This is a genomic window from Sorangium sp. So ce145 (genome assembly GCF_051525985.1).
Classification (GTDB): Bacteria; Myxococcota_A; Polyangia; order Polyangiales; family Polyangiaceae; genus Sorangium; species Sorangium cellulosum_B.
The window spans coordinates 2,971,582-2,994,231 of sequence record NZ_CP150315.1 but is presented as its reverse complement, the minus strand read 5'-3'; the positions used below and the strand labels follow the sequence as shown (position 1 = coordinate 2,994,231).

At 70.1% G+C, this 22,650-nt stretch carries 20 protein-coding genes; 11 read left to right on the top strand and 9 right to left on the bottom strand.

Annotation, left to right across the window (positions count from 1 at the left end; all coding sequences use genetic code 11):
- Nucleotides 1–128 precede the first annotated feature (128 nt).
- From WMF34_RS11530 to WMF34_RS11505, 6 genes are all read left to right on the top strand, one after another.
- A complete protein-coding gene (locus WMF34_RS11530) occupies nt 129–497 on the top strand; it encodes a response regulator (RefSeq protein WP_044968285.1) in 369 nt (122 codons plus the stop codon).
- 85 nt (nt 498–582) lie between these two features.
- Nucleotides 583–1,260 (top strand): GAF domain-containing protein, encoded by a 678-nt coding sequence (locus WMF34_RS11525; RefSeq protein WP_437993326.1) that lies wholly within the window; start codon nt 583–585, stop codon nt 1,258–1,260.
- A complete protein-coding gene (locus WMF34_RS11520) occupies nt 1,257–1,781 on the top strand; it encodes a chemotaxis protein CheD (protein WP_012234838.1) in 525 nt (174 codons plus the stop codon). Before WMF34_RS11525 ends, WMF34_RS11520 begins: the two co-directional genes overlap by 4 nt.
- Before the next feature lie 5 nt (nt 1,782–1,786).
- Complete coding sequence (locus WMF34_RS11515; protein ID WP_437993325.1) at nt 1,787–3,505, top strand: chemotaxis protein CheA; 1,719 nt, start codon at nt 1,787–1,789, stop codon at nt 3,503–3,505.
- Nucleotides 3,502–5,268, top strand: coding sequence for a methyl-accepting chemotaxis protein (locus WMF34_RS11510; protein WP_437993324.1), 1,767 nt, complete (start codon nt 3,502–3,504; stop codon nt 5,266–5,268). The genes WMF34_RS11515 and WMF34_RS11510 overlap by 4 nt, the downstream gene beginning before the upstream one ends.
- Entirely contained in the window at nt 5,265–5,819 is a 555-nt protein-coding gene (locus tag WMF34_RS11505; protein ID WP_437993323.1) for a chemotaxis protein CheW, read from the top strand. The genes WMF34_RS11510 and WMF34_RS11505 overlap by 4 nt, the downstream gene beginning before the upstream one ends.
- A gap of 16 nt (nt 5,820–5,835) precedes the next feature.
- Here the strand turns inward: WMF34_RS11505 and WMF34_RS11500 are convergent, their stop codons facing one another.
- The 7 genes from WMF34_RS11500 to WMF34_RS11470 all read right to left on the bottom strand — a co-directional run bounded on the left by WMF34_RS11500 (nt 5,836) and on the right by WMF34_RS11470 (nt 10,458).
- Entirely contained in the window at nt 5,836–6,372 is a 537-nt protein-coding gene (locus WMF34_RS11500) for a hypothetical protein (RefSeq protein ID WP_231864788.1), read from the bottom strand.
- Between the two features lie 133 nt (nt 6,373–6,505).
- Nucleotides 6,506–7,105 (bottom strand): hypothetical protein, encoded by a 600-nt coding sequence (locus WMF34_RS11495; protein WP_437993322.1) that lies wholly within the window; start codon nt 7,103–7,105, stop codon nt 6,506–6,508.
- 175 nt (nt 7,106–7,280) lie between these two features.
- A complete protein-coding gene (locus tag WMF34_RS11490) occupies nt 7,281–7,658 on the bottom strand; it encodes a hypothetical protein (protein WP_437993321.1) in 378 nt (125 codons plus the stop codon).
- Nucleotides 7,659–8,049: 391 nt separating this feature from the next.
- Nucleotides 8,050–8,409, bottom strand: a complete 360-nt coding sequence (locus tag WMF34_RS11485) for an immunity 8 family protein (RefSeq protein WP_012234832.1) — start codon at nt 8,407–8,409, stop codon at nt 8,050–8,052.
- Nucleotides 8,410–8,595: 186 nt separating this feature from the next.
- Nucleotides 8,596–9,141: a hypothetical protein gene (locus WMF34_RS11480; protein WP_437993320.1), complete on the bottom strand. Its 546-nt coding sequence runs from the start codon at nt 9,139–9,141 to the stop codon at nt 8,596–8,598.
- A gap of 157 nt (nt 9,142–9,298) precedes the next feature.
- The gene (locus WMF34_RS11475) at nt 9,299–9,808 is read right to left on the bottom strand and encodes a hypothetical protein (RefSeq protein WP_080598836.1); all 510 of its coding nucleotides are present in this window, start codon (nt 9,806–9,808) and stop codon (nt 9,299–9,301) included.
- A gap of 32 nt (nt 9,809–9,840) precedes the next feature.
- Nucleotides 9,841–10,458 (bottom strand): ankyrin repeat domain-containing protein, encoded by a 618-nt coding sequence (locus tag WMF34_RS11470; protein ID WP_049876235.1) that lies wholly within the window; start codon nt 10,456–10,458, stop codon nt 9,841–9,843.
- A gap of 497 nt (nt 10,459–10,955) precedes the next feature.
- Between WMF34_RS11470 and WMF34_RS11465 the strand changes: the two genes are divergently transcribed.
- The 3 genes from WMF34_RS11465 (at nt 10,956) to WMF34_RS11455 (ending at nt 16,777) form a co-directional block, all read left to right on the top strand.
- On the top strand, nt 10,956–11,576 hold the full coding sequence (locus WMF34_RS11465; RefSeq protein ID WP_437993319.1) for a glutathione S-transferase family protein: 621 nt from the start codon (nt 10,956–10,958) through the stop codon (nt 11,574–11,576).
- Nucleotides 11,577–11,641: 65 nt separating this feature from the next.
- On the top strand, nt 11,642–14,989 hold the full coding sequence (locus WMF34_RS11460; RefSeq protein ID WP_437993318.1) for a DNA methyltransferase: 3,348 nt from the start codon (nt 11,642–11,644) through the stop codon (nt 14,987–14,989).
- A gap of 654 nt (nt 14,990–15,643) precedes the next feature.
- Nucleotides 15,644–16,777: a hypothetical protein gene (locus WMF34_RS11455; RefSeq protein ID WP_437993317.1), complete on the top strand. Its 1,134-nt coding sequence runs from the start codon at nt 15,644–15,646 to the stop codon at nt 16,775–16,777.
- Between the two features lie 82 nt (nt 16,778–16,859).
- Here the strand turns inward: WMF34_RS11455 and WMF34_RS11450 are convergent, their stop codons facing one another.
- Together WMF34_RS11450 and WMF34_RS11445 are read right to left on the bottom strand one after the other, a co-directional pair.
- Nucleotides 16,860–18,248: a cytochrome P450 gene (locus WMF34_RS11450; protein ID WP_437993316.1), complete on the bottom strand. Its 1,389-nt coding sequence runs from the start codon at nt 18,246–18,248 to the stop codon at nt 16,860–16,862.
- A 298-nt stretch (nt 18,249–18,546) separates the two neighbouring features.
- Nucleotides 18,547–19,245 (bottom strand): alpha/beta hydrolase family protein, encoded by a 699-nt coding sequence (locus tag WMF34_RS11445; RefSeq protein WP_437993315.1) that lies wholly within the window; start codon nt 19,243–19,245, stop codon nt 18,547–18,549.
- 225 nt (nt 19,246–19,470) lie between these two features.
- Here WMF34_RS11445 and WMF34_RS11440 point away from each other — a divergent pair, with 225 nt between their 5' ends.
- Together WMF34_RS11440 and WMF34_RS11435 are read left to right on the top strand one after the other, a co-directional pair.
- Complete coding sequence (locus tag WMF34_RS11440) at nt 19,471–20,577, top strand: L-type lectin-domain containing protein (RefSeq protein WP_080599252.1); 1,107 nt, start codon at nt 19,471–19,473, stop codon at nt 20,575–20,577.
- Between the two features lie 378 nt (nt 20,578–20,955).
- Entirely contained in the window at nt 20,956–22,302 is a 1,347-nt protein-coding gene (locus WMF34_RS11435) for an endo-1,4-beta-xylanase (RefSeq protein WP_437993314.1), read from the top strand.
- Nucleotides 22,303–22,650 lie beyond the last annotated feature (348 nt).

Sequence of the window (22,650 nt, the reverse complement as noted above, 5' to 3'; positions counted from 1 at the left end):
TTGATGTTTACTTGAGGCGTGACCCGAGCGTACCTTGGACAAAGGCGACGCCCCTTGGGGAGAGGGGGCGTTCGAGCCGCACCGGAGAGCGCTCGAGTGGACTTCGTAGCCTGCGAGGGGAGGTGGTGGTGTCTCGAAAGAAGATCCTGCTGGTGGACGACTCGGAGACCGTCCTGATGATGGAGCAGATGATCCTCCGGAGGAGCTATGACGTGGTCACGGCCAAGGACGGCAGCGCGGCGGTGACCAGGGCGCTCGCCGAGCGACCTGATCTGATCCTGCTCGACGTGATCATGCCGGCCATGGATGGATTCGAGGCCTGCCGGAGGCTGCGTTCGGAGGAGGCGACGCGGGAGACGCCCATTGTCCTCGTCACGAGCCGAGGCGAGGTCTCGCACAGGGAAGAGGGGTTTCGCTGTGGCTGCTCCGACTACATCACGAAGCCCATCGACTCCCTGGAGCTCCTCGAGAAGGTCAAGAGCTGTCTCGGCGAATGAGGTGAAGACCGACATGTCGCGTGATGGACAAGCGGAACGCGGGGTGGAGCGCGCGGCGCGCCGCGAGCGATCGTCACGAGCGCACGTGAGCGCGCTCGAAGGGCAGAAGAAGCGGCTCGCCCGGCGCGCCCGCGCGCTCGGCCGGCTGCTCGTCCGGGTTCGGAGGGCCCGCGGGCGCCTCGAGGCCCGCGCCGTCCGCGCCGAGGCGGCGCTCGCGCTCGCCGCCGATCGATGCGCCGCGGAGGAACAGCAGCGCTCGCAGCTCGCGAGCCTCTATGTCGCGAGCCGCCGGCTCCTGCCGCTCCGGACCCGTGAGGAGGCGTGCCGCGCCCTCCAGGACATCATCGCGAACCTCGTCGGCTCCGAGGAGATCGCCGTCTTCGAGATCGACGGCAGCGGGGCGGCGAGGGTCGTCGCGGCCTACGGCGTCGATCCGTCGTCCGCCGTCCTCTTGGCGCCGGAAGAGGGCATCGTGGGGCGCGTGGCGCGGCGGATCGAGCCGTATTTCCGGCAGGGCGCCGCGCTCGGCAGCGACCCGGCCGCCCCCCAGGCCCCTTGCGCGCGCGGCGAGGGCGACGTCATGGCCTGTGTGCCGCTCACGATGGATGAACGCGTGGTCGGCGTCATCGCGGTCTTCCATCTGCTCTCGCAGAAACCCGAGCTCGGGCCGATCGACAAGGGTCTCCTCGAAGCGCTCGGCACGCTGGCGGCCGGGCCGTTCTGCGCGGGGCGGGAGCGCTGCGGCGCCCTGGAGATGCGATGACGATGCTCAAGCCCCCGTCACAGCGGTACGGCGCTCGAGGAGCGCGGCTGAGCGCGCCCCCCCCGAGCAGCCCGCAGCCCCACTACCTCACGCCGGGCAACGTCGTCGCGTCGGGCGAGCCGACGATCATCACCACGATCGTCGGCTCGTGCGTCGCGATCTGCCTCTGGGAGCCGGCGCTCGGCGTGGGCGGCATGAACCACTACGTGCTCCCCAGCTGCCCCAACCTCGCGCTGCCGCTCGGGCGCTTCGGAGACACCGCCTTTCAGCAGCTCCTCGATCGTCTGGCGGCCCTCGGCGCCCCGCCCCGCTCGCTCCAGGCCCGGATCGTCGGCGGCGCCTGCATGATCTCCGCCTTCCGGGAGCGGGACTCGCACCTCGGACACCAGAACGTGGCGGTCGGGCTCATGGTGCTGCGCGCCGCCGGGATCCGGGTCGTCCAGCAGGACACGGGCGGCAGCCAGGGCCGGAAGCTCATCTTCCGCACCGACGACGGCAGCGCCGCCATCCAGCCCCTGTGATCGCGATGGATACCGAGCGGGCCGCGCTCATGCAGATGTTCGCCGCCGAGACGGCCGAGCACCTCGACGAGCTCGAGAGCGCGCTCCTCGAGCTCGAGCGGCGGCCCGACGCCGGCCACCTGCTGGAGCGCATCTTCCGCGTCGCCCACACGATGAAGGGCAATGCCAGCTCCGTCGGCGCCCACGGGCTGAGCGAGCTCACCCACGCCGCCGAGGACGTGATCGAGGATCTGCACCGGGGCACGCTGCCGGTGACCGGCATGGTGGTCTCGCTGCTCCTCGAGACGGTCGACTCGGCGCGCCGCCAGCTCGCGGAGATGGACGGCGGAGAGGAGCCGCCTGGGTCGACCTCGCTGCCCGCGAGCGTGCTCGAGCGGCTCAAGAGCGCCCGGCGCACCGAGCGCGAGGGCACCCCCTCGACGCCGAAGGGGGCCACCTCGAGCGCCGGGGACGAGGGCGACCGGAGCCCGGGCGCGAAGACCGTCCGCATCACCGTCGAGAAGCTCGATTGCATGGTCGATCTCATCGGCGAGGTGGCGATCACCCGGAACCGGATCGCGCGCGAGGTCCAGCTCGCGGGCGGCGCCGTCGGCGCGGCGCTGCGGGACGGCCTCGAGGAGCTCGATCGGCTGAACACCAAGCTCGAGGAGGCGATCCGCCGCGCGCGGATGGTGCCTGTCGGCCCCTGGTTCCGGCAGTACGAGCGCGCCGTGCGCGATCTCGCCCGGTCGCACGGCAAGCTCGCGCGCCTCGTGGTCGTGGCCGGCGACGTCGAGGTGGACACCGCGGTGATCGAGCGCCTCCGCGACGCGCTGACCCACCTCATCCGCAACGGCATCGATCACGGCCTCGAGCCGCCCGAGGTGCGGAAGGCGTGCGGCAAGGACGCGCGCGGGACCATCACCCTGCGCGCCTCGCACGAGGGCGGCGGCATCGCGCTCCGCGTCTCCGACGACGGCGCGGGGATGAACCGCGCCCAGATCGCGGCGCGGGCCAGCGCGCAGGGCAGGTGCCCGGACGCCGACGCGCTCTCCGACAGCGAGCTCTACGACCTGGTATTCGAGCCTGGCTTCTCCACCGCCACGACCGTCTCCGACCTGTCCGGCCGGGGGATGGGCATGGACGTGGTGCGGCGCCGCGTCGAGTCGCTGGAGGGCTCGATCGGGATCGAGAGCGCCGCGGGGGTCGGCACCACGCTGATCCTCCGGCTCCCGCTCACCCTCGCGACGATCGAGGGCTTCTCGGTGAGCGCCGCCGGCGAGCGTTATGTCATCCCGCTCCGCGCGGTCGTCGCCTGCGTCGGGCTCCCGCGCGGCGCCCTCGCCGCGGGCCCGGGCGGCGTCCTTCACGTGCACGGGCGCGCGCTGCCGTGCGTGCGGCTCCGCGACCTCTTCGGGCTCTCCGGGCCTGCGCCGGCCCGCGAGAGCGTGGTCGTGGTGGCCCACGAGGGGGGCCAGGCCGGCCTCGTCGTCGACTCGCTCGACGGCGAGGGCAGGACGGTCATCAAGCCGCTCGGCCGGCTCTTCCGCCGCACCCGGGGCATCACCGGATCCACGGTCCTCGCCGACGGCAGGCTCGCGCTGATCCTCGATGTGGACGCGCTGATGCACGACCTCACCCGCGGCCGCGCCGGCGGCGGCGAGCTCGCGCTCAGGGATCGATGGCGGGCTCCCCCCTCGGAGGGGCGGGGAGGGGCGATGAATCCGGAGGGAAGGACACGATGAACCGGCTCAGGATAGCGCTGCGTCTCTCGCTCTCGCTCGCGTTCATGGCGATGCTCATGATCGCCATCGCGATCTCGGGGCACCTCGGCCTGACCTCCGTCGCGGAGAAGACGCACGAGATCCTTGTGTCGGACGTCCGGGAGCTCGCGATCGCGATGCAGATCGAGCGGGACCTCATGGAGCTCCGCCGCTACGAGAAAGACTGCTTCCTCAGCATGGGCGATCGCCCCGTCCAGCAGGGGTATCAGGAGAAATGGAACGAGCTCGAGGCGCAGATCCAGCGCCGGCTGGACGAGCTCGACTGCCTCGTGACGCTGCCCCACGACCGGGAGTCGGTCGCCGCGATGCGGCGCGACCTGGCGAGCTACGTCGTCGGCTTTCGCCGCGTGATGCAGGAAACGCTCGCCGGGCAGCTGCCCGCGGCCCAGGTGGCGAACGCCGTGATGGCCGGCTACAAGGACGAGATCCACGGGTTCGAGGAATCGGCCGAGGGCCTCGCCCAGGCGAGCACGAGGCACATGGAGGCGATGCAGGCGTCCCTGAGCGGCGACGCGCAGCGCGCCTCGCGGGACATGGGCCTCATCGCCTTCGTGGCGCTGGCGGTCGGCGTGCTCGTCAGCGTCCTCGTCTCGCGCAGCATCACGGGCCCGCTGAGCTCGGCCGTGGGGCTCGCCAGGCGGATCGCCGACGGCGATCTGCGGCACCGGGGCGTGGCCGCGGGCCGCGACGAGCTCGGGCAGCTGGAGGAGGCGATGGGGGAGATGGCGGACAAGCTCTCGACCGTCCTCCTGGAGATCCGCACGGGCGCCGAGTCGCTCGCCGCGGCCTCGACGCAGATCTCGGCCACCTCGCAGAACCTGTCGCAGGGCACGAGCGAGCAGGCGGCCGCGGTGGAGGAGACGTCGGCGAGCCTCTCGGAGGTGAGCGGCTCGATCCAGAAGAACGCCGAGAGCAGCCAGCAGACCGGCGAGCTCGCCACCGGCGCCGCGGCCGCCGCGGACCAGAGCCTCGCGGCGGTCCAGCGCACCGTGGCCGCGATGCGCGACATCGCCGAGAAGGTCTCGATCGTGCAGGAGATCGCGTACCAGACCAACCTTCTCGCGCTGAACGCGTCGATCGAGGCGGCCCGGGCCGGCGAGCACGGCCGCGGCTTCGCCGTGGTCGCGAGCGAGGTCCGCCGGCTCGCGGAGCGGAGCCAGGCCGCCGCCAAGGAGATCGGCGCGCTCGCGTCGACGAGCGTGCAGGTCGCCGATCGCTCGGGGCAGCTGCTCGAGGAGATGGCGCCCTCGATCCGGCAGACCTCGACGCTCACCCAGGAGGTGGCGACCGCTTCGCTCAGCCAGGCCGACGCGGTCGGCCAGGTGAACAGCGCCATGCGCCGCGTCGACGAGGTGACGCAGCGCAACGCCGCGATCAGCGAGGAGCTCGCCAGCACGGCCGAGGAGCTCGCGGCCCAGGCGGACGCGCTCTCGGGCATGCTGCGCTTCTTCCAGGTGGGCGACGAGCTCGCGTTCCCCGGGCGCACCCGCGTGCCGCGCGCCCCCGGCGCGGGCGACGCGCGGCGCCTCCCTCTGCCCTCCCGGGAGGGCTCCGCGGCCTCGCGGGGCGCCTCGAACGGCGCCGCGGTGCTCGCGACGCTCGCCCGGGCCAGGACGAACGGGGCCCTGCGCTCCCCCGCGGCGCTGCACGAGGACGCCGAGTTCGAGCGCTTTCCGCCGCGGGGCGCGGCTCGGGCCGCCTCCGCGCGCGCGGAGGTCCCGTGAGCTCCGCGCCGGAGCCTCGATCGTCGCAGTACATCTCGTTCTTCGTGGGCGGGGACGAGCTCGCGCTGGACATCCTCCGCGCGCGTGAGATCGTCGAGATCACCGCGATCACCCGGGTGCCGAGGATGCCGCAGGCCGTGCTCGGCGTGCTCAACCTGAGGGGGCGCGTGATCCCGGTCATCGACCTCGCCGTCCGGCTCGGGCTCCCGGCGTCGGTGATCACGCGGCGGAGCTGCATCCTCATCGTCGAGACGGAGTTCGACGGCGAGCTCACCCGGATGGGCCTCTTCATCGACGCCGTGGGCGACGTCGTGGACCTCGACGCGGCGGCGATCGAGCCGCCGCCGCCGTTCGGCACGCGGGCCCGCCAGGGCCAGCTCGTCGGCCTCGGCAAGGTGGGCGAAAGGCTCCTTCTGCTGCTCGACATCGACCGGATCCTCTCGCCGGAGGAGCTCTTCGCGGCCGCGTCGTTCGAGGCCGAAGGCGGCGCCCGCGCGGCGCTGCCGGGCGCGCCGCCGCAGGGCGAGCCCGCGGGGGCCGGCTCATCGTGAGCGACAACGTTCGCGCTCAGCGCCGAGGGCGGTGCACAGCCCCGGCCTCGTCCGCCGCAGCGGGTTGTCCGGCCACACCGGCCGCCGCGGCGCGCAGCTCGAACATCGCTTCGTTGTAGGCGGGACTACCTGGGGCGCAGGGCGCTACATTCCGCGGCCCCGACAATGGATTGCTCTCCAGTGCGCGGATGGCGCTGTCGATCGTGTCGAAGTGAGCGAACCACCGCCTTGCGGCTGCCACGACCCGAGGGGCGAGTAGCCGAAGGACCTCGACCTGCTCCGATTCCGACAGGCGAAACGACCAGGGTAGTTCCTCCCAGTTGAACGAATGCGCCGGCTGCGTGCGGAACTGGCAATGCCAGGGAGCCGGATTGTTTCGGACGGCGTTGCGCAGCCCACAGCCAAACTCGACCTGGAAGATGCCGGCGCGAGGGCAGTGAAACCAGACAACGTCAACGAAGTACGGGCGAAGCCGCCACATGGCTCGGCCTGGGTTGTGGAACCCGAGATCGGCAAGTCGCGGGCCGACGATCTGCGAGATCAGCCGCTTCACTTCAGCCCATGAAAGCATCGCCTCCCCTTTCCTGCCGAACGGGGCCTCTGCCGCGAGCGGGGACGCGTGCTCACCCTCTCATCGGCAGCAGGCCCAGGTCGGCCAGCGCCGGCGACACCGAGAGCCACCGCGATCACGGGTCGTCTCCAGGCTGGAGCGGAAACTCAAGCCAATCGAAGCGATCGAGCAGCGCCGCCTCCGCATCGTCATATTCGGAGTTGAAGCAGTGATGGTGCGGGACAGGGATCTCGATCGCGCGCTGTGCCAGGCCGCGCGCCTCAGCATGGCCGACAAACTGCTCGATCGGGCCGTACGCGTAGACAATGTTGTGGTTGTCGTAAACGATCGTGCTCTGCGAGGGCAACGATGTGACCCAAACGTGATGGCGGCCATCGCGCTCGAAGAACTCTTCGAATTCGCGAAGAAAGCCGGCCACATCTCGCAACTGCATCGGGGCTGATTCCTGCCGCCGCGCAGTCGCGTTGCCGCAGCGGGACACCACGAGCACGTGGAGAACACCGAACGGCGCCGGCAACGGTCGCAGGAGATCGAGGATGAGGTCGATCTGGCGTTCGGCCGGCGCGAGCACCAGGCGATCGGGACCCGTAGTGCGCTGGAGATCCCACGCGTCCGGGTATCGATGCTCGACCCAGCGGTTATCGGGTGCCAGCGACCCGAGCTTGTAGGGTTGTACCAAGCGGCAAGCACCTCCTTCCAGCGCCACCAGGCCCATCTGGCCATTCGCACGTCTCCCTGGGCACCTCTACGCTCCCCGTCCTCCTACCGTGGGTCCCCTCGCTCGCGCCGCGTCGCGTTCGAGCGCACGTCACGTCGGTCCGCCCGACGCTCGGCTTCAGCGGCCGTGCGAAGCGCCGTCCGCCGCAGACCGCCGTCAGGCGCTCGACCCGTCAAGTCTGTGGCTTCTGGCATCGCGGATCCCATCTTCGATCCTCTCTTCCGTCGAGGTCGGTTCTAACCTGCCCGGACTCGTCAAATTGCCAGGCTGAATATCCATAGAAGAACCACTTCTTGATCGGGATCGGTCGCATCTCGCGGAGCTCCTCTGGCGTGTGATGCCAGTGAGGTGGAATCACCGAGAAGAAGAGGTCGTTCGCGATTCGCCTCGCCCGAAGGGACATCGACAAGAAACAGTGCTTGAACGTCCCTCGCGGCGCGACATCATCACAGTCCGGATGAGAGTGGAAGTACCGCACGCCTTGCATCACTTGCCCGATGTTGAGCGCCGTGTGCTTCGCGTACTCCTCCAGAAAGATTGTCAGCCTCATTTCTCTATCCTCGGACGAGCGGCGCAAAGAAGAACCGCCATGGCGCCAAGATCGCCAAGGGAGAAGAAGAAGTGCCGTCCCGGCACTTTCCCCTCTCATTTCCCTGGTTTCTTGGCGCCCTTGGCGTCATGGCGGTTCGCTTCCCCCTCCGACTTCTCGCAGTAGTGTTAGGACCGCCCCCACACAAAAAATCTCACAGACCGGCTCTGCGCCGCAAGGCCCAAATGCTGCCCAGCGCGGTCGCGTAGATGCGCCTGACACCGGCGGCATTCGCCGCCTTTCCGGGGGCCGCGAGCGCCGGCTGGGCGGCCGGGCCGGCGGAGCCGCCGCACGCGCCGAACGCCGGCGCTGCGGCGGCCAGCGGGGGGCGAACAGGAGAGCGCGCGCCGTGTCACGGCTCGCGGTAGCTCTCGTATTCCCAGGCGAAGTAGCGCCGGAGGTTCTCGACGCAGGCCGGCCAGGTCTCGGCCTCGCAGGACGCGACGGTCTGCTCGAGCCAGCGCCAGAGATCGTCGAAGTCGTACCGGCGCATCACGAGCAGGGGGCGGGTGGCCAGGATTCCATCGCGTGCCTCCAGCCGGTCCAGCCCGGCGGGCGTGGCCACCCTGAGGGTGAAGGAATCCGCGCCCGCCCCCTTTCTGGGCCCGATGTCCAGCATCACGAGCTCGGCGAACGCGTCGGGATCGTCGGGCGCCCACGTCCGGAGATTGGGATGCCCCCAGACGCCAGCGGAGCGGATGACGAGCTTCATGGTCGGGGAAAGCGAAGAGCAAACCGGCCCTCTGGTCAAGGGCGCCACGCGCCGGCTCGCAATCGCAACGGCATGAGCTCCGGGGGCGGGGGCTCCGGGGCTCCGCCCTGCGGCCCATGTCGAGCGCGACGGCGTCCGCCGCACCGGAAAGGAGCCACGGAGCTGCTCGTCGGGTTCATCCCGGAGTCAGCCAGCATCGATCCACCCGCGCGCGTCGCATTCGTTGCAGGGGAACTCCATGCCGAATCCGGGGGCCGGTTCAGCCACGCGTTTGCCGTTGCACGTCGAGCAGACCGACGACCCCGGAGGAGGCGGCGGGATCAGCTCGAGAAGCTCGACGATGCCCGTCTTCCGGGCGCCGACGATCAGCGCGGAATGTGCGTGCAAACCGCCGACCTCGACGATCTCATCGCCGTCCCAGCCACGGAGGTCCTCGAGGACGCGGCCGTCGGAGGTCAGGTAGGTCATCGGTCCCATGCCGGGGTCGAGCAGGAACGCGTCGTACTCGTCTTCAACCTCGTCCTGCCAAGAGCTCATGGCCGCGACGTACCGCCCGGCCGCCTGATCGACGGAAGAAGCTCCAGAGAAGACATGTCGAATGGAATCGATGAAGTTGCCGCCCGCCTGCTCGCGCGGCGCGCGGGCAGCGCTGCGGGTCGCCCGCAGCTGACGTTGCTCAAAACGTCGAGCGCGCAGGCGTTCGAGCAGCCGCGGTGGGATTTCGAAGGGCATGCGAGGACCTCCCGCGGGGTTGCCGTGTGTGCCTGACGACTGGCGTTCTTCTGCGTAGTCCCGAGCGGAGCGAGGGCCACATCAGCAGCAACGACCTGGTTAGCTGGCTCCTCGCCTTCGGACTTCGCGCGTCGGCAGCAGCGCGCTGTTTGGTCGATTAGCGGCTGCCCAACCATTCCATGAACTCGTTCGCCGTTTCCGGGGACAGCTCGAGCACCGCTTCCGCAACGGCCGGCTGGCTCTTCGAAGCGGCAAGGGCGCTCAAGGCACACGAAAGGAAGCCAGCGTCCCAAGGTCTTGACGCCGCCGCCGCAATAAGAGATGGCAACTGTGACAACGCGTCGAAGTAAGCCGGGGCAAGATCCTCTGGAACTGCAATACTCTTCTTAGCTCGACAGATCTCCACCCAAGCCGGAAACTGAAAGTACGTGAAATCGGCAGAAGCCGGAGCGGATGCCAAGGCTTTCACCACGTAGGGGACCGCGGCAAAAGAAGCCGAGTAAACGTCCCCTTGGTGCGCCAGGGAGCTCCAAAGTGAGAACCAGGGTTCTTGCTCTCCCTCCGCAGCGGGCAAGCCATCGAGTTTTCGCAACAACTCTGGAACATCTGAAGCAGCACCGTATGCGTGCTCCAGCTCTGACCATCGAGCACTCGTGAGACTCAGCATCTTCGACCTCGAGCAACCCAGCGGCCTGGCAATCACCCGCCGCGCGAAGCGCCGCCGGGTGCTTTGCCGGGTTGGGCAGCCTCCCAAGGTTCGAGGAGCGCCTTGAGCTCCGGCGAGGTGCCGGGAACCCGCCCGCGCGCCGTGTACCCCTCATCGTTGATGAGCCGCGGGTCAGCGCCGGCATCGAGGAGGAGACGTGCAGCCTCCGTCGCTCCAGCATTGCAGGCTCGCATCAGCGCGGTCCATCCGCTCGCAGAGCGAGCGTTAACATCCGCGCCCGCTTCGAGCAGAACACGAAGCATGTCGATCAGACCAGCGCCTGCCGCCAGAATGAGCGGCGTTTCGCCGTCGAACATAGGGGACCGAGGGTCGCGTGCGTTCACATCCGCGCCATCGGCCAGCAGTTTGCGAACGAGCTCTTGGTCGCCCTCGGAGACGGCCTCGAAGAGGCGCCCGGCATCAGCAGGCGGCGGGCCCAGCACGAGGAGACTGGGCTGAACCGCAACTACCGTCACCGCGTGGAGTGCGTCGAGCGTTTCTACCGTCGAACCGTCGCGGGTGAGCCCGATGACAGCGCCGCCCGGAAGCGCGCTCAGCGCCTCTCGGAGTTCGCGAACGGTCAAAAGGAGCATTCCGGTGGAGATGGTCATATTGCTCTGGCACGGCCGTTCTGCCTGCCCAACTATCCGTCGATCGGTCAACCGAAGCCGCGGAACCAGCTCTGTCTAGATCGTCGCCTTTTGAGGCCTCCCCCACAAAAAATCTCACAGACCGGCTCTGCGCCGCAAGGCCCAAATGCGGTGCGGCGCCACAGGATAGATCCGTCGAGCACCGGGCGCAGTCGCCGCCTTTCCGGCGGGCCGGGGGCGCCCGGAAGGGCGCGGCGGGCGCGCAGCCGGAGGCATCGCGCCAGGCTGATACAGCAGCCGCCTCATCAGGAGTTTCCGGACACCTACGGCGCCAGCCGCGACATCGGCGGCGTGCTGGGCGCGCACGGCGCCTCGCTTGCGCGAGTTCGTTCGGGTGAAATCGACACGCAGCGCGCGGACCGTTCAGCCCTCGCTTGACCTCCGCGGGTCACCCGGGGACCATCCCCGCAGCTGCCGGGACGGGTGCCGGAGGCACCGCCGATGGGAGGGAGCACCAGATGATCGATCTGTACACGTGGACCACGCCGAACGGCTACAAGCCCATCATTCTCCTCGAGGAGCTCGGGCTCGCCTACCAGATCAAGCCGATCGACATCGGATCCGGCGCGCAGAAAACGCCGGAGTACCTGCGCATCAACCCCAACGGGAAGATCCCCGCGCTGCGGGATCACGACCACCCGAACGGGCCAGTCACCGTCTTCGAGTCGGGCGCGATCCTCATCTACCTCGCCGAGAAGACGGGCAAGCTCTTGCCCGCGAGCGAGCCGGGCCGGTCGCGCGTCATCGAGTGGCTGATGTTCCAGATGGGCGCGGTGGGGCCGATGCTCGGCCAGCTCGGCCATTTCCGCAGCGCCGCGCCCGAGAAGATCCCCTACGCGATCGAGCGCTATCAGAACGAGCAGGACCGCATCTACAAGGTGCTCGACGGCCGCCTCGCCGAGTCCGAGTACCTCGCCGACGAGTACTCGATCGCGGACATCGCCACGTTTCCGTGGATCTCCGGGGCCGCGCGCATGGGGGTAGCGCTCGATCCCTATCCGAACCTCGCGCGCTGGGAGCAGGCGATCAAGGCGAGGCCGGCGGTCACGCGAGCGTTCGCGGCAAAGATCAAGCCCTGAACGCCGCGCGCAGGTAGAACCTGCAGCAAAGCGCGCCGCGCTCGCGTACACTCCGGGCGCTCGGCATGGATCAGCCCGTCCCCGGGGACAGCAGGGCGCAGCAGGCAGACGTCGCGGGCGCGCTCGCGGATCGGGCCTTCGACGCGCTCGGTATCCTGCTCAGCGGCTTCGAGGACGCGGCCGACCGCGACGGGTCGGGCGCGCTCGAGGACGCGCTCGCCCGCGGCCCGGAGCACCTCCACGGCGGCCTGCTCACCGCGATCCTGCGGCTCGTGTTCCTGCTGCACGCGGAGGACCGCGGGCTCCTGCCGGCCTCGGACCCGTACTACGCGGCGCACCTCGGCGTGCGCCCGCTCTTCCAGGAGCTCGCGGCGGAGCGCGGCGCGCGCCCGGGCGCGCCGCGGCGGCGCTTCGGGGCGTGGGCGCGGCTCACCGCGCTGTTCCGCGCCGTCTTCCACGGGCTCCGCCGCCCCGAGCTGACCCTGCCGGCGCGGGGAGGGCAGCTCTTCGACCCCGAGCGATACCCGTTCCTGGAGCGCGCGGCCCCGGACGACGCCGCGGCGGCGCGCGCGCCGCGCGCGCCGTCGGTGGACGACGGCGCGGTGCACGCGGTGCTCGAGCGGCTCCTCGTGCTCGACGGGCGCCCGCTGTCCTACCGGGCGATCGACGTCGAGCAGCTCGGCGGCCTCTACGAGGCGCTCATGGGCTACCGGGTCGAGCGCGCCGCCGGGCCGACGGTGTGCCTCCGGCCCGACAGGATCTGGGTGGGCGCGGCCGAGGCGCTCGCGCAGCCGGCGGCGCGGCGGGCGGCGTGGCTCGCCGAGCGGGCAGGCATCTCGCGGCGGGAGGCGGGGAGGCTCGGGGAGGCGCTCGTCGCCGCGGAGACCGCGGCCGGCGTCCTCGAGGCGCTCGGACCGCTGCGCGCGAGGGACACCGACGTGCTCGAGGCGGGGCGGCTGTTCCTCCAGCCGATCGCCGAGCGGCGGCGGACGAGCTCTCATTATACCCCGAGGAGCCTGTCCGCGCCGATCGTCGCGCGGACGCTCGAGCCGCTGCTCCGGCAGCTGGGCGAGGAGCCCGCGTCCGAGGCGCTCCTCCGGCTCGCGATCTGCGATCCGGCGATGGGCTCCGGCGCGTTCCTCATGGAGGCGTGCCGGTACCTGGCCGACCAGGTGGTGGCCGCCTGGACGCGCGAGGCCGCGCGCGGCGACGCGGCGGCGGCCGCGCGGCTCGCCCTGCCGGGAGAGGGCGCCGTGAGCCACGCGCGGCGGCTCGTCGCGCGGCGCTGCCTCTACGGCGCCGACAAGAACCCCTTCGCGGTGAGCCTGGCGAGACTGTCGCTCTGGCTCGTGACGCGCGCGCAGGACGAGCCGTTCACGTTCGTCGATCACGCCCTCCGGCACGGCGACTCGCTCGTCGGCCTCGACCTTGCCCAGCTGCGCGGCTTCCACTGGAAGCCCGCGGCGCCGGCGCGGCCGTTTTGCGAGGAGATCGATGCCGCGGTGGCGCGGGCGCTCGAGCTGCGGCGGCGGCTCGCCGAGGAGGCGGAGCATCCCGCGAGCCTGCGAAACCCGGGAGGGGCGGATGCCCCGGAAGGCGTCGAAGCGCAGCTCCCGGCGAGCCTGCGAATCCCAGGAGGGCCGGACGTCCCGGAAGGCGGCGACGCCGGCGCCGCGCGCCGGCGAGCGCGGCTCGCCAAGGAGGCGGACGAGGCGATCGCCCGGGCGCGGCTGCTCGGCGACCTCGTCGTGGGGGCGTTCTTCGCGCACGAGAAGGACCGCGACCGGCTGAAGGAGCGCGATCGGCGGGCCGAGCTCGCGATCGCATGGCTCCGCGGCGGCGGGCCGCCTTCGGAAGAGCTCCTGTCGATGCAGCGGGCGCTCCGCGAGGGGGCGCCCGGGGGGCCGCCGCCGCTGCCGGCGTTCCACTGGCCGCTGGAGCTCCCGGAGGTGTTCCAGGAGCCGCACCCGGACGAGCCCGGCGGCGCCCGAGAGCCGCGGCCGGCGCGGCTCGGCGCGTTCGTCGGGAACCCGCCGTTCCTGGGTGGGAAGCGGATCTCCACGGATCACGGCGAGCTCTACGCCGCGTGGCTCGAGCGGCTGCACGGCGCCACGAAGAACACCGATCTGGCGGCCCACTTCTTCCGCCGCGCGGCCGCGCTGCTCGGGCGCCGCGGGACGGTGGGGCTCATCGCCACGAACACGATAGCTCAGGGCGACACCCGGCGTTCGGGCCTCAGGCCGCTCGTCGAGGCGGGGGGCGCGATCATCTACAACGCCGTGCGCAGCGTTCCGTGGCCGGGAGACGCCGCGGTCCACGTCGCCGTCGTGCACCTCGCGCTGGGCATGTCGCCGGGCGACGGCGTGCCGCCGCCACGGCTCGACGGCGTGCCCGTGGGCCACATCAACTCGCACCTGCGCGCGATGCCCGAGCGCCCCGACCCGCGCCCGCTCGGCGCCAGCCGGGATCTGTGCTTCATCGGCTGCTTCCTCCGGGGCGACGGCTTCGTCCTGACCGACGGCGAGGCGCGGGCGCTCCTCGCGGGCGATCCTGCGGCCGGCGAGGTGCTCCGCCCGTTCCTCGGCGGCGAGGAGGTCAACTCGTCCCCTTCGCACAGCCCGCACCGCCACGTGATCGACTTCGGCGAGCGCGGGCTCGAGGAGGCCGGCCGGTGGCCCGCGCTGCTCTCGATCGTGCGGACCCGGGTGAAGCCGGCGCGGGATCGCCTGAAGGGCACCGGCATCGACGCGGGCCACCGGGCGCGCTGGTGGCAGTTCGCCAACACGCGGCCTGAGCTCCGGCGCACGATCGCGCCGCTCGAGCGGTGCCTCGTCGCGGCGCGGGTGACGAAGCACCTGTGCTTCGCCTTCCAGCCCGCGGGCCGGACGTTCTCGGATCAGCTCTGTGTGTTCGCGATCGACGACCACGCGCGCTTCGCCGTCCTCCAGTCGCGCGCGCACGAGACGTGGGCACGGCTGCTCTCCTCGACGATGGGAGAGGGCCTCCGGTACGCGCCGTCGGACTGCGTGGAGACGTTCCCCTTCCCTCGCCCGGACCACCTCGCCGAGGGCGGCCGCGTCGAGGCCGCCGGCGAGCGCCTCTACGCGGCCCGCGCGCGGTGGATGCTGGCGTCGCGGCTGGGGCTGACGGAGACGTACAACCTCATCAAGGACCCAAGGTGCAAGGAACCGAGCATCGTCGAGCTGCGCTGCCTCCACGAGGAGATGGACCGGGCCGTCCTGGCGGCCTACGGGTTCGACGGCGTGGAGGTCCCCCCGTACGCGGAGCCCGCGACCCCGGGAGAGCGGCAGGCGCGGAGCGCGTTCGAGGACGCGCTGATCGACCGGCTGTTCGCGCTGAATGAGGCGCGCGCCGCGGAGGAGAAGCAGGCTGGAGCAGAGGGCGAGCCGTAGCCCAGGAAGCTTCAGCAAGCGGCGCAGGACACAGCCACAGCTGAATCATCCAGCGCGGTGAATACCTGCAGACTTCAGGTTAAATTGCAACTCTCCCGGCAGATGTCGACACCTGCCTGGCTGATTTTCAATTATCCCCGGAGCGTGTCGACCCCTCCAGATTGGATTTCAATTGTCCCCTGAGGGTATCCACACCATCCAGATTGGATTTCAACTCTCCGGCAAGGTGTCGACCCCCTCCGGAGAGAGCTTCAATTCTCCCGGCAGACCCGGCGCGTCGACGCCTAACGCTGTGTGGCGAACGCAAGCCCCACGAGAGCTCACGAAACCGCGTAGCACGCTTCCGGCGCCCGCACTCCCGACCGTTCCCCTAGCACCGCTTTCTTTCGCCCACATCACACGCACCCGCGGCCACACGTGCGCATAGCTGCGCCCAAGACACTGCGAGGGCCGATCGCCACCCCTCGTATCCTTGCTGCTCGCGCTCGCGCCTGTCCGGCCGGTAGAGCATGGGGCGACTCTCACGCCGGAGCCGTCGCGCAAGGTGCTCGCGCGGCTGGAGCTGGAAATCAAGCAGCCTGTAGCGCTTCGGGTGGAGAGCCTCCCCCATTTTGGATCTCCGGCCAGGCGCGGGGAGTGGTAGTCTCAGGCATCATGACAAGACTTCATTTCGCGACGCGTTGCGGCGCTGTGCTCGCAGCGCTCTGGCTGCCCGTCATCGCCTGTTCATCGGGCGGCAACGGCAACACCACGGGGAATGGCGCGGTCGGCCAGGGCGCCGGCGGCGCCGGCGGCAGCAGCAGCAGCAGCAGCGTCAGCACCACCAGCACCGGCGACGATATCGGCGGCGACATCGGGCTGACGAGCACGGGACCGGGCGGCGAGCCGCCGCCCGACGCCGGTCACCAGACGACCTGCGACGACGCCGGCAACTGCACCTGCATCAACATCGCGTCGATCGGCCGCGAAGGCGTCTGGGGCCCGTGCAGCAGCGACAGCACCACGGCGCTCCAGGATTGGCTCAACACGCAGAGCACGGCCCAGGTCGACAACTACAACCGGGAGAAGCCCACGCTCACGGCGGAGTTTCTCGCCAAGTACGACGTCATCCTCCTCCAGTGGATGGTGACGAAGGGCGCCCAGAACGACGACGGGGCGCCGTGGCAGTTCTCGCCGGACGAGGTGAACGCGCTCAAGGACTGGGTCAACAACGGCGGCGGCCTCATCGCGCTGAGCGGTTATCAGTGCAATGGGCAGGGATGCACCATCCACGACATCACGGCGACCAACCAGCTCCTCTCGTTCACCGACATCCAGTTCAACGCCGACGGCCTCCTGGATCCCGCGCGGAACGGCTGCGCGAACTGCAACTGCTGGGGCGGCTCGCTGCCGCTCGGCGGCGACCTCCCCACGAGCGTGGGCACCTGGAACCAGGACACGCCGCTCGGCAGGAACATCCGGAGCGTGGGCGCCTACATCGCGCGCTCGATCAAATCGACGACCGCGACCGTCGACAGCACCGACGGCAGGAACAACTTCGCGGTGCACGAGGAGATCGGCAAGGGCCATGTCGTCGCGTTCGGCGACGAGTGGGTGACCTACTCGGGCCAGTGGCGCGGGACGGCCGCGTGCCTCAATCCGCAGATGTACACGGACCCGAACAGCCCCTGCTACGAGAGATCCGCGGCCCAGGTCTTCCAGATCTCGCAGTTCTGGTACAACGCGATCAAATACGCGGCGTCGTCGGTCGAGTGCTTCACGATCGAGGACCCGGCCATCATCAATTGACGCCCCGCCGCGAGCGCGACGACGGCGGCGGCTCATCGGCTCATCGGCTCATCGAGGCCGCCGCTCGTCGCGGGCGGCCCCGTCACACGGCATGGAGCGTCATCTTGAGCCCGTGGCGCGGCCGGAGGGTGGCCACCGCCTGGGGCGACACCGGGTGACCGGGCACGAGGCGCATGCGGAGCCGCCTTAGCAGGACGGCGATCACGATCTGCGCCTCCATGATCGAGAACAGGTTGCCGATGCACTGCCGCGGGCCGCCGCCGAACGGCATGTACGAGTAGCGCGGGCGCGAGGCCGAGCGCTCGGGCGTGAAGCGCTCGGGGTCGAACTCCGCGGGGGCCTCCCAGAACGCCGGGTCGTGGTGCATGACGTACTGGCTGAGGATGACCGTCGCGCCGGCAGGCACGGGATAGCCGCAGATCTGGTCGTCCTCCTTCACCGTGCGCGGGACGAGCCAGGAAGGTGGATACATGCGCATCGCCTCCTGGATCACCATCTTCGTGTACTCCATCCTCGACAGGTCGGCGGCCGTCGGCCGCCGGTCGCCGACGACCTCCTCGATCTCCGCGCGCAGCTTGCGCTCGATCCCGGGGTTCCTGTCGAGCAGGTAGAAGAGCCAGGTCATCGTGATCGCCGTCGTCTCGTTGCCGGCGATGAACATGGTGACGAGCTCGTCCCGGAGCTGGCGGTCGTCCATGCCGGAGCCGGACTCGTCCCGCGCGCGCAGGAGCAGCGAGAGGAGGTCGTCCCGCTCCTCCTTGCTCCTGCGGCGCTCGCGGACGAGGCGCAGGATGGCCTCGTCGATCCTGGCGATCGCGTCCCGGAGCGCGCGCTCGCCCGGGAGCAGGCGATCGGGCATGAAATAAAGGAACATCCTCGCGTTCAGCGCCTGGATCGCGACGAGGAGCACCTCGCCGAGGCTGTCGGCCTCCCGGGGGGTGATGCTGACGCCGAACATCGTCGCCAGGATGACGCGCTGGGTGAGCTGCATCATCTCCTTGTCCATGTCGACGACGGCCCCGGCGCGCGCCCGCTCCTCGAGCCGCGGCAGGTCGCCCTCGACGACATCGAACATCCGATCGACCAGGCCCGCGAGCTGCCGCGACGAGAAGAGCGGCTGCATGCGCCGGCGGTTCCGGAGCCACTCGTCGCCCCCGGCCGTGACGAGGCCGTTGCCAAGGAGCCGCCCGATCGGCTTCCACATCCCGCCTTCCTTGCCGAAGTTGCGCCAGTTGTCGTGGAGCACGTACTGGACCTGCTCGGGGTGCGTCGCCAGATAGGCCCGGGTGAGCCCGAGATCGAGCTCGATGAGCTCGCCCGGGTACTGCCGCGCGAGCTGGCGGAGGAGGCTCGGCGCGTCGCGCGCCAGCGCCGGGAGGAGCCCCACCACCGGATAGCCACGGGCGCGCGGCGATGGCTTGCGCGCCGAGGGTGGGGCAGCTCGGGACGGAGGTTCGAGTTGGTCGAGCATGGTCGCGCTCTCCTGGCACGCAGCGGGAGCTCTGCGTTCGGCCGGAGAGCATCCTACGATGGTGCGCACCCAGCGCTCCAGCCCCGAGTCCGATGAGACGATGTCGCAGGATCGGCGAGATACCGCCATATCCCCCCTCCGGCCTCATCGGCCGGGCGCGCTTGGAGCGACCACCCGGTTGACACCGCCAGAGAAGCGCCGAATCGGGGGCCGCCAAGGGGCCAGGGACGCCAGGATAGGTTTCTGTGCTTGGCGCCTCGGCGCCTCCATCACTCCGGCAGGCTGGGGGCACTCCCCGTCACGGCGCCTTCTGGCGCTGCGCGAGGACCCGCGCCTTCAGCCAACCATCGATCGCCAGGTCGATGTCCTCGAGCACGCTCTCCCTGGTCCGCCCCGCGGACTTGAGCAGATCGAGCGAGTGGTCGCCGCCCTCGATCACGTGCAGGCTGGCCCGCTCCCCGAGGCGCTTCAGGACGGGCCGGAGGAGCGCGAGATCACACAGCGGGTCTCGCGTGCCCTGAAGGAACAGGAGCGGCGCGGGGATCGCGGGCAGGTGCGCGTCCCGGAGCGGGGAGCGCTTGCCCGCGGGGTGGAGCGGATAGCCGAGGAACAGCAGCCCGTCCGCGCGGACGCCGCGAGCCGCGAGGAGCGACGCGATCCGCCCGCCCATCGATTTGCCGCCGATCACGAGGCGCTCCGGCCGGTCCTCGAGCATCCTCTCGATCGCCGCCTCGAACGCCTTCTCGAGGAGCGGCTGCCGATCGGGCGCCCTCCGGCCGAGCTCCTTGTAGACGAAATTGAAGCGGAGCACGGTGTGCCCGCGCGCCGCGAGCCGCCCGGCGACGTCGACCACGAGGGGCGCGTTCATGTCGTTGCCGGCGCCATGGCCGAGGACGACGGCCACGCCGGAGCGCTTCGCCCGCGTCCTCGGGGCGTGGATGACGCCCGAGACAGGGCTGCTATCGACGATCGGGATCGAGATGGAGCGTTCGGCCATGAGGCCCATCCATGCCACGGACCGGCGCCGCTCGTCGAGACGCACGCCGGTCGAACGCCCGGCAGAGGGCTCGGCGCGCCGTGTGCGGCAGGATCCGGACCTTCACCCCCCCCGGATTCCTGGAGGTGCGCTCGCCTCGATCTGGTAGGCTGCCGCGCAGGCGTGCTGGCGCGAGGGTGTTGCATCATCCACACGCTCCATGGTCGCGCCGAGGATCGAGAGTACATGCAATCTTCACAGCCACTCCGCTCTTCACACGCGGCGGCAGGCGCAGGCCGGCGAGCGCGCGCAAAGGCCCTCTTCCTGCTTCCGGCGCTCGCCGCCGCCGTGTCCATGTGCGGCGGTCGGAGCGACATCCTCCTGGAGCCAGGCCTCGAGGAGCCAGGCCCGGAAGCGCCAGGCCCCCGGTGTGTCCCGGCGCCGGAGGTGTGCGACGGCCTCGACAACGACTGCGATCGGAGCGTCGATGAGGGCTGCCCTTGTGTGGAGGGGGAAAAACGTGGCTGCTACTCGGGCCCTCCGGGTACCCAGGGCGTCGGGGCGTGCAAGGCCGGCGTTCAGGTCTGCTCCGGCACGACCTGGGGTCCGTGCACCGGCGACGTCGTGCCGGCGTCCGAGGACGCGTGCGACCTCGCCGACAACGATTGTGATGGGCAGACCGACGAGGGCACGTGCCCCGCTGGAACCGCCTGCGGCGTGAGCCTCGCCGCGGACATGGCCTCACCACCCGAGGGGTGGTCCTTCAATGGAGACGCCTTCTGGGATGTCGACAGGCGGTCTGGCGTGCTCACCGAGGCCAGACGCGGGCAGGCTGGCACCATCATCTACTGGAATCCCCTCGCCGCCGACGCCTTCACCGCGACGTTCGAGTTCCGCCTCGGCGACGGCGACGGGATGGGGTTCATGCTCCAGACGACAGGAGAGACGGCCGTGGGCGAGCCCGGCGGCGGCCTCGGTATGGCCGGGCTCGCCGGCTACGGCGTCGAGATCGACACCTACCACAACCTCGATTGCACGGATCCCAACAATAACCACGTGGGCGTGGACGATCTCACGCAGCCTTGCGACGAGGGCGTCCTCGGCTCGCTGGGCCACGGGACGAGCGGCGTCGCGCTCGGCGACGGCGCGTTCCATACGGCGCAGATCGAGCTCAACCAAGGCAAGGTGAGCCTGATCATCGACGGCAAAAGCCAGCTCCAGGGGGTCTCCATCCCCGGCTTCCCCGTCGGGTCGAAGTTCTTTTATGGCTTCGCCGCCGGCACGGGAGACGCTACCGCGCGCCAGGAGATCCGGAATGTGAAGATCACGTTCCCCTCTCCCCGCTGCCTCTGAACGCCGGCGCCAAAGGACGTTTCGTCGCGCGATCGTCGAGGTCTGCGGCGACCTCCTGCTCGTTCCGGGGAGCAGGTGCGCCCCAGCAGCAGGTGCACCCCAGGAGCACGCCGAGCCGCGTGTGGGGCGCCCTACCGACTCGGTCTCGGGCGCACATTATCCCCATGTCAAAATTCTCGAACGGCCCTGGAATTCGCTTCCGGAGCCCCTTATCCTTCGGGTCCGCCTCGTGAAGCTGTATGCTTGGGAGACAGCGGCCGATATACTGCCGGTTCGGCACCACCTCGGGTGCCGCCCGCGCGCGACGTGGACCCGCGGATGATCAAGGCACCAGGTCGCGTGAGTTAGTAAATACATTTTACTTTGGAGCATGCGAGCATGAGATCAGCACCCTTCACACTTCTCCTCTCGGCATTCCTGTGTGCAGCCGGCTGCTCGGACAGCGGTGACGGCAATGGAGGGGAGACGACCGGCGGCGGCGCGACGGGCGGCACCACCACCAGCGGCGGCTCGACGGCCGGCAGCGGCGGCGGCGCGACGACCGGCAGCGGCGCGACGACCGGCAGCGGCGGCGGCGCGACGACCGGCAGCGGCGACCCGACGAGCGCGACCAGCGGCGCGACGAGCGGCAGCGGCGGCGGCGCGACGACCGGCAGCGGCACCGGCGGCGAGGGCGCGGGCGGCAGCGATGGTACGGGCGGCGGCGCCAGCGCCAGAGTCCCTGCGGCGAGCGCCAGCACGCTGAGGGAGGCCGGTGAGAAGGCGAACCCCCCGATACTGATCGGAGCGGCCATCTCCGGCGGTGGTCTCGGTAACAACGACTACAAGCGCGTCGCCGCCGCCGAGCACAACTACGTGACGGCGGAGAACGAGATGAAGTGGGACGCGCTCGAGCCCAGCGCGGGCAATTTCAGCTGGGGCGCCGCGGACAACATCGTGAACTGGGCGCGCCAGAACAACATGAAGGTCAAGGGCCACACCCTGGTGTGGCACAGCCAGCTGCCTAACTGGATGAGCTCGATGACCGGGAAGGCCAACGTCGAGGCCGCCATGCGCAGGCACATCACCCAGGTCATGGGGCACTTCAAGGACCGGCTCGATCACTGGGACGTCGTCAACGAGGCCGTCCAGACCGACAGCGACACCGGCGTCGGCAATCCCCGCATGAGGCCCACGGTGTTCTACAACCAGATCGGGGAATCGTACATCGACCTCGCCTTCCAGATCGCGAGAGAGCAGGATCCGAAGGCCAAGCTTTATTACAACGATTACAGCATCGACGCGCGCAACGCGAAGGTCGACTTCGTCTACAACATGATCAAGGGGATGGTCGATCGGGGGGTCCCGATCGACGGCGTCGGGTTCCAGATGCACATCGGTCCGCCGAACAACGAGGCCACCGGAGCGGACGTGGCGGCGAACCTGAAGCGCTTCACCGACCTGGGCCTGGAGGTGCTGATCTCCGAGATGGACATCAACCGCTGCGGCGGCGTGGTCACGGCGGAGGAGCAGCTCGCGTACTACCACGACATCGTCGCGGCCTGCTTCAAGGAGCCCAAGTGCACGGCCATCACCTTCTGGGGGATCAACGACGGCAGGTCGTGGCTCAACAGCTGGAGCGGGGCGCTGTGCAACGGGCAAAGCTCGCAGTCGCTGCTCTTCAACGACCAGTATGGGAAGAAGGAGACCTACAACAGGGTGATGAACGCCCTGCTGGGCAAGTAGCCTCCTCCGCGAGCCGCGGCGGCGACGGCGCCGGGGGACGCCAGTCCACATTGTTAGAGAGAAATTGAACAGGGAGTCGGGGAGGCGGGGAGATTGATGGGATTTTACTCCCCGTCTCTCCGCCTCCCTGTGAATCTTCCCGGATAACTCGGGGGGATGAGGAGCTGCGCGCCTGCCCGCTCGCGCTGGCCGCGCGCTGACCGTCGAGCGTCTTGCGCCTCCGACCCGTCACGCCAGGAGCCCGAGCCTCTCGTGCTGCGGGCTCCCCTCCGGCGACCGGATGCGAGGACCATGACCTCGCTCGCCAGCGCCTCCCTGGCGCGGCCGCGCCGGCGCCGGGGACATCAC

What these genes read in the sequence shown, in the direction of transcription:
- WMF34_RS11520 (WP_012234838.1), top strand. Translation starts at nt 1,257, where the DNA reads ATGACGATGCTCAAGCCCCCGTCACAGCGGTACGGCGCTCGAGGAGCG.
- WMF34_RS11515 (WP_437993325.1), top strand. Translation starts at nt 1,787, where the DNA reads ATGGATACCGAGCGGGCCGCGCTCATGCAGATGTTCGCCGCCGAGACG.
- WMF34_RS11510 (WP_437993324.1), top strand. Translation starts at nt 3,502, where the DNA reads ATGAACCGGCTCAGGATAGCGCTGCGTCTCTCGCTCTCGCTCGCGTTC.
- WMF34_RS11495 (WP_437993322.1), bottom strand. Translation starts at nt 7,105, where the DNA reads ATGGGCCTGGTGGCGCTGGAAGGAGGTGCTTGCCGCTTGGTACAACCC.
- WMF34_RS11490 (WP_437993321.1), bottom strand. Translation starts at nt 7,658, where the DNA reads ATGAGGCTGACAATCTTTCTGGAGGAGTACGCGAAGCACACGGCGCTC.
- WMF34_RS11485 (WP_012234832.1), bottom strand. Translation starts at nt 8,409, where the DNA reads ATGAAGCTCGTCATCCGCTCCGCTGGCGTCTGGGGGCATCCCAATCTC.
- WMF34_RS11480 (WP_437993320.1), bottom strand. Translation starts at nt 9,141, where the DNA reads ATGCCCTTCGAAATCCCACCGCGGCTGCTCGAACGCCTGCGCGCTCGA.
- WMF34_RS11475 (WP_080598836.1), bottom strand. Translation starts at nt 9,808, where the DNA reads ATGCTGAGTCTCACGAGTGCTCGATGGTCAGAGCTGGAGCACGCATAC.
- WMF34_RS11470 (WP_049876235.1), bottom strand. Translation starts at nt 10,458, where the DNA reads ATGACCATCTCCACCGGAATGCTCCTTTTGACCGTTCGCGAACTCCGA.
- WMF34_RS11465 (WP_437993319.1), top strand. Translation starts at nt 10,956, where the DNA reads ATGATCGATCTGTACACGTGGACCACGCCGAACGGCTACAAGCCCATC.
- WMF34_RS11460 (WP_437993318.1), top strand. Translation starts at nt 11,642, where the DNA reads ATGGATCAGCCCGTCCCCGGGGACAGCAGGGCGCAGCAGGCAGACGTC.
- WMF34_RS11455 (WP_437993317.1), top strand. Translation starts at nt 15,644, where the DNA reads ATGACAAGACTTCATTTCGCGACGCGTTGCGGCGCTGTGCTCGCAGCG.
- WMF34_RS11450 (WP_437993316.1), bottom strand. Translation starts at nt 18,248, where the DNA reads ATGCTCGACCAACTCGAACCTCCGTCCCGAGCTGCCCCACCCTCGGCG.
- WMF34_RS11445 (WP_437993315.1), bottom strand. Translation starts at nt 19,245, where the DNA reads ATGGCCGAACGCTCCATCTCGATCCCGATCGTCGATAGCAGCCCTGTC.
- WMF34_RS11440 (WP_080599252.1), top strand. Translation starts at nt 19,471, where the DNA reads ATGCAATCTTCACAGCCACTCCGCTCTTCACACGCGGCGGCAGGCGCA.
- WMF34_RS11435 (WP_437993314.1), top strand. Translation starts at nt 20,956, where the DNA reads ATGAGATCAGCACCCTTCACACTTCTCCTCTCGGCATTCCTGTGTGCA.